This is a genomic window from uncultured Caballeronia sp. (genome assembly GCF_964243625.1).
In the GTDB taxonomy this organism is placed as follows: domain Bacteria; phylum Pseudomonadota; class Gammaproteobacteria; order Burkholderiales; family Burkholderiaceae; genus Caballeronia.
Genome location: NZ_CAXTGZ010000758.1, coordinates 1 through 2,622, shown reverse-complemented (window position 1 = coordinate 2,622; position 2,622 = coordinate 1). Strand labels below are relative to the sequence as shown.

The following is a 2,622-nucleotide window of genomic DNA, read 5'->3' as shown; positions in this document are numbered from 1 at the left end:
CGTGGTGACCTATATCGGCGACGATGCGTTCGTGCCGCTCGCTGGTCACGCACTCGAGCAGGCCATGCCAGACGAGTATCTTCCCGAAGACCTACCACGCAGCAAGAGCGGTTCAAAGATCTGGCGTTATCAAGATCTTCCGATCGTACCAACTGACTGGCTGATGGTTCCCCGTGGTGATTTGGAGCGCAACGTCCGCGCGGTAGAGAAACTTTTGTCCGAGGTCGATCAAGTCGTGCATTTGGGTGACCCGGATGAGGAAGGTCAACTTCTTGTGGATGAAGTTCTGATCTATCTCGGTAACACCAAGCCCGTCCTACGGCTGCTCGTCAATGACTACAACGCGGCCAAGGTCCGTCAGGCACTTGACTCGATGCGCAGCAACGAGGAGCAGCAGTTTCGCGCATGGTTCGTGTGGGCACTCGCGCGTTCGCGTTACGACTGGCTCTTCGGTCTGAACTTAACGCGTGCCGCCACATTACGCGCTCGTGAGCTCGGATTCGACGGCGTATTGACCGTCGGGAGCGTCCAAACCCCGACGCTCATGATCGTATATGGACGCGATCGTGCTATCGAGTCATTCAAGCCGGCCGGCTATTTCACTATCGCGGCGAAGATGCAGCATGAGAACGGCCTGTTTGTCGCCAACTGGAAGGCGCGCGAAGACCAAGCCGGTCTCGACGATGCGGGCCGTTTGATCGACGAATCCGTCGCGCGTGCGCTTGTTGTCCGTATGCAAAACCAGCCGGCAGAGATATCGGCGTATGACAAGTCGCCCAAGCGAGAGGCGCCGCCGCTGCCTTTGTCCCTGAACGAATTGACGGTGGCCGCATGCGGCAAGTTTGGCTACACGGGTGACGAAGTGTTGGCCGCGGCGCAAGTGCTGTACGAACGTTACAAAGTCACAAGCTACCCGCGCACGGAGAACCGTTATCTGTCGGAGGCGCAGCACGATGAAGCGCCGACCATTCTGGCGTCGGTTAGCCGAAACCTGCCCGGGCTCGGCTCATTGATCAGCCGCGCCGACACGAAACGCAAATCGGCTGCGTTCGACGACAAGAAGATGAATGGTGAAGCGCACCACGGCATCGTGCCGACCGTATGCGTAACGGACCTATCCGCGCTGAATGAGATTGAGCGCAACGTCTACGACCTGGTCGTGCGCAGCTACCTCGCCCAATTCTTCGAGCACACCGTTTTTATGCAAACACGCATCGAAATTTCATGTGTCGGCGAGCGCTTGACCGCGAACGGCAAGACGCCCGTGTCCCTCGGCTGGCGTGAGGTCTATGCGCCGCACGAGGAAGCGGCTGTGCAAACGCCGGTCGACGGCGAAACTGAAGATGCCAAACAGACACTCCCGGACATGGCGCAGGGCGACCCTGCAACGTGCACGGCATGTGATACCGCGAGCCGAGCAACGAAGCCCCCTTCCCGCTTTGATGAAGCATCGTTGCTGAGCGCCATGATTGACCTTCACAAATTCACGACCGATCCGGCGGCTAGAGCGCGTCTGAAAGAGGGAAAAGGCATTGGTACAAGCGCCACACGCGCCGGGATCATCAAGGACCTGCGCGAGCGTGGTTTCCTCGAGATCGCCAAGGGCACCAAAAACAAGCTGACGTGCAGCGCGAGCGGCCGGGGGTTGCTTACGGCACTGCCCGGCCCAGTCAAGGATCCAACGATGGCCGGCATGTTCAAAATCGCGCTCGACGCGGTAGCGAGCGGGCAAATCACCTACGAGCAATTCATCGAACGCAACGTTGCCTTTGTCACCAAGGTGATCGCGGGCTTGCGGACTGCGCCGATGAACTTGCCGATGTCGCCCGCGCCGGCGTGTCCGCAATGTGCATCTGGCCGCTTGCGGCGAATCCTGGGCAATGACGGCCACTTTTGGGGTTGCTCGAATTTTCAGGCGGAGCCGAAGTGCTCCGCGTCCTATCCGGACCGTGACGGAGCACCGGATTTCACGCCGAAATTGAGGCCCAGAAACAAGGGCTTTGGATTTAAGAGAGTGGGAGCGATGTAATGGCTGAGCAACCCAAACAAGACCGGGTGTGGGATTTTGCGACAGAAGCTTACCTGCCGTCAGATGATGAAAAGCCAGCAACCGGGAACACGATGATTTCGGATGCGGCCGTCGTCGGGAAACCGACGTCTTTGAACACGCTCCTGAATGCAGAACCAGACCGTCCGGACGAAGATCCGGACGTTGACAGCGAACCCGCACAATGATGCCCGCCGACTTCAATAGCCTCGCGCAGCAATGCGCGCCCGCAGTTCATCCGACGACTTTGCAGGCGATTGTTCGCGCCGAGTCGGGTTTCAACCCCTTTGCGATCGGTGTCGTAGGAGGTCGGCTCGTGCGTCAGCCACAGAACCGCGATGAAGCGATGGCCACTGTTGCGGCGCTCGACGCGGGAGGCTGGAACTACAGCATGGGCTTAAGCCAAGTGAATCGCTACAACCTCGCGAGGTATGGCATGGACGCGAATGCTGCATTCGATCCTTGCACAAATCTGCGGGCCGGCTCGGCGATCTTGTCGGACTGTTATAGCCGTGCGTCGGCCCGTATGGGTGCTGGCCAGGACGCATTGCGCGCGGCGTTCAGCTGCTATTACA

Annotated in this window: 3 protein-coding genes; all 3 read left to right on the top strand. The window is 59.2% G+C overall.

Annotated features, from left to right (window positions below; all coding sequences use genetic code 11):
- Window positions 1-2,029: DNA topoisomerase (locus ACFFAR_RS30480; protein ID WP_375509148.1), on the top strand; the 2,029-nt coding region annotated here is incomplete at its 5' end.
- Window positions 2,029-2,235 (top strand): hypothetical protein, encoded by a 207-nt coding sequence (locus tag ACFFAR_RS30475; RefSeq protein ID WP_375509147.1) that lies wholly within the window; start codon window positions 2,029-2,031, stop codon window positions 2,233-2,235. The genes ACFFAR_RS30480 and ACFFAR_RS30475, both read left to right, overlap by 1 nt.
- On the top strand, window positions 2,232-2,622 hold a 391-nt coding region (locus tag ACFFAR_RS30470), incomplete at its 3' end, for a lytic transglycosylase domain-containing protein (RefSeq protein WP_375509146.1). The genes ACFFAR_RS30475 and ACFFAR_RS30470, both read left to right, overlap by 4 nt.